2 protein-coding genes are annotated in these 2,103 nt (G+C 71.0%); both read left to right on the top strand.

What is annotated here, in order from left to right:
• Positions 1 to 600: 600 nt before the first annotated feature.
• Positions 601 to 1,179: a TMEM165/GDT1 family protein gene (locus GKQ77_RS32085; RefSeq protein WP_219692642.1), complete on the top strand. Its 579-nt coding sequence runs from the start codon at positions 601 to 603 to the stop codon at positions 1,177 to 1,179.
• 198 nt (positions 1,180 to 1,377) lie between these two features.
• Entirely contained in the window at positions 1,378 to 2,052 is a 675-nt protein-coding gene (locus tag GKQ77_RS32080) for an HAD family hydrolase (protein ID WP_219692641.1), read from the top strand.
• Positions 2,053 to 2,103: the final 51 nt, after the last annotated feature.

Raw genomic sequence — 2,103 nt, 5'->3', positions numbered from 1 at the left:
GGGCGGTGGCGCCGAGGACGGCCGGGCGGTGTCGACGCGCGTAGACAGCAGTCATGTGAACTCCCTTGGAGTGGGGGGAAGTTGACCGGTGGGGCGGTCATGGTTGCGAGGCGGGGTTACCGGTGGGTGTGCTTCTGATGACAGGGTCGCGTCAAACAGGTGCGCATTTCAATAGTTCTGGCGCGGCGTCATGTGCATTGGGTGGGGCGGGAGTTGCGTTTGAGTGATCCAGGTCACTCAGGGACGCTCCGGCGTGGGTCGAAAGGCCCTGGCGGCGGCCCGTGCGCCGTCCCGTACGATGGACGGCGCAGAAGGGGAGTAGCTCTTCGCCGGACCGTCGACATACTGCTCAGCTCGTCTGAGCCGGCGCCCGGAGGCAGGCCCCGTGGGGCAGGTCAGCGAGACCTTCGGCAAGCAGTGCAGGCGTGCGCGTTCGCGTACGTCCCGGCGTGCGCACCCGCGTACGTCGTGGACGTGGGCAGTCGTGTGCGTCCCGGCGCGCACACCCGTGTGCGCCGTGCGTGCGCTGCCGTGCCGAGGTGTCGTACGCGAAGCGGTGGAACACTCTCGGTGGGGCGGCCCCGACCGATTGAGGAACCCTTGATCAGCATCAGCGTGACGGCGCTCGTCTTCGGCGTCGTCTTCCTTGCCGAGCTGCCGGACAAGACGGCCCTGGCCGGGCTGGTCCTCGGCACGCGCTACCGCGCCTCGTACGTCTTCGCCGGCGTCGCGGCCGCCTTCACCGTCCACGTCGTTCTCGCCGTCGCGGCGGGCAGCGTACTGACCCTGCTCCCGCAGCAACTGGTCCACGCCCTGACGGGCGTCCTCTTCCTCGGCGGCGCCGCGATGCTGCTCCTGAAGGGCGGCGGCGAGGAGGAAGAGGTCAGGCAGCCCGAGGACCAGAGCTTCTGGAAGGTCTCGGGGGCGGGCTTCATGCTCATCCTGGTCGCCGAGTTCGGCGATCTGACGCAGATCATGACGGCGAACATGGCCGCCCGCTACGACGACCCGCTCTCCGTCGGCCTCGGTGCCGTGCTCGCGCTGTGGGCCGTCGCCGGGCTCGGCATCGTCGGCGGGAAGGCGCTGATGAAGCGGGTTCCGCTGGCGCTCATCACGAAGATCGCGGCGCTGCTGATGCTGGGGCTCGGCGTGTGGAGCCTCTACGAGGCGATTGCGTGACGTCGGTCCTTTTTGCGGGGCTTGGCAGGGTTCGCAATGGGTCTGACCTGCGGCGTTGGCTTTTGCCGCCCGCGTTTTGTACCGTGCAGGAACAAAGTGGCTCCGCCCGTACTCCCTGACCGGCGGGCGGGGCCGCCTTGATCTTCCCGTCGCGGGTCCGTCCCGCGGGGCTCTTCCTCTGCGCTCTGGAGTACGTCGATGACGGCCACGACCGCCGACTCTGTACTGACCGCCCGTGCCGTCCTGCTCGACATGGACGGCACGCTCGTCAACTCGGACGCCGTCGTCGAGCGCTGCTGGCGGCGCTGGGCCGACCGGCACGGGCTCGACTTCGACGAGGTCATCAAGGTCGTCCACGGCCGCCAGGGGTACGCGTCCATGGCGGTGCTGCTGCCGGACCGGCCCATGGCGGAGAACTACGCGGAGAACCGCGAGATGCTCGCCGCGGAGACCGCCGACATGGAGGGCGTCGTCCCCGTGCCGGGCGCGCCCGCGTTCATGGCCTCGCTCGCCGCGCTCCGGCTGCCGCACGCGCTCGTGACCTCCGCCGACGTACCGCTCTCCACCGGCCGGATGGCCGCCGCCGGGCTCTCGCTGCCGGACGTGCGGGTGACCGCGGAGTCCGTCGGCGCGAGCAAGCCGGACCCCGAGGGGTTCCTCAAGGGGGCGGCGGCGCTCGGCTTTGACCCGGCGGACTGCCTGGTCTTCGAGGACTCGGAGGCGGGGATCCGCGCCGGCCAGGCGGCCGGCATGCGCGTGGTCGGCGTCGGGGCGCGGGCCGCCGCGCTGGGTCCGACCGTGCACGTCGACGATCTGACGCGGGTACGGATCGAGGGCGCGGGGGACGGGGAGTTCCGGCTCACGTTCGGCTGACGTTCGGCTGACACGGGGCGGCCGGGGGCTGGGCGCGCCCCGGGGTGCCTC

This window comes from Streptomyces anatolicus (genome assembly GCF_019400875.1).
GTDB lineage: Bacteria > Actinomycetota > Actinomycetes > Streptomycetales > Streptomycetaceae > Streptomyces > Streptomyces anatolicus.
Note: the sequence above shows the minus strand (reverse complement) of the source record. Positions and strands in the feature narration are given on the sequence as shown.

Excerpts from the sequence above, each read along its gene's own strand:
- GKQ77_RS32080 (WP_219692641.1), top strand. The coding sequence starts at position 1,378 with ATGACGGCCACGACCGCCGACTCTGTACTGACCGCCCGTGCCGTCCTG.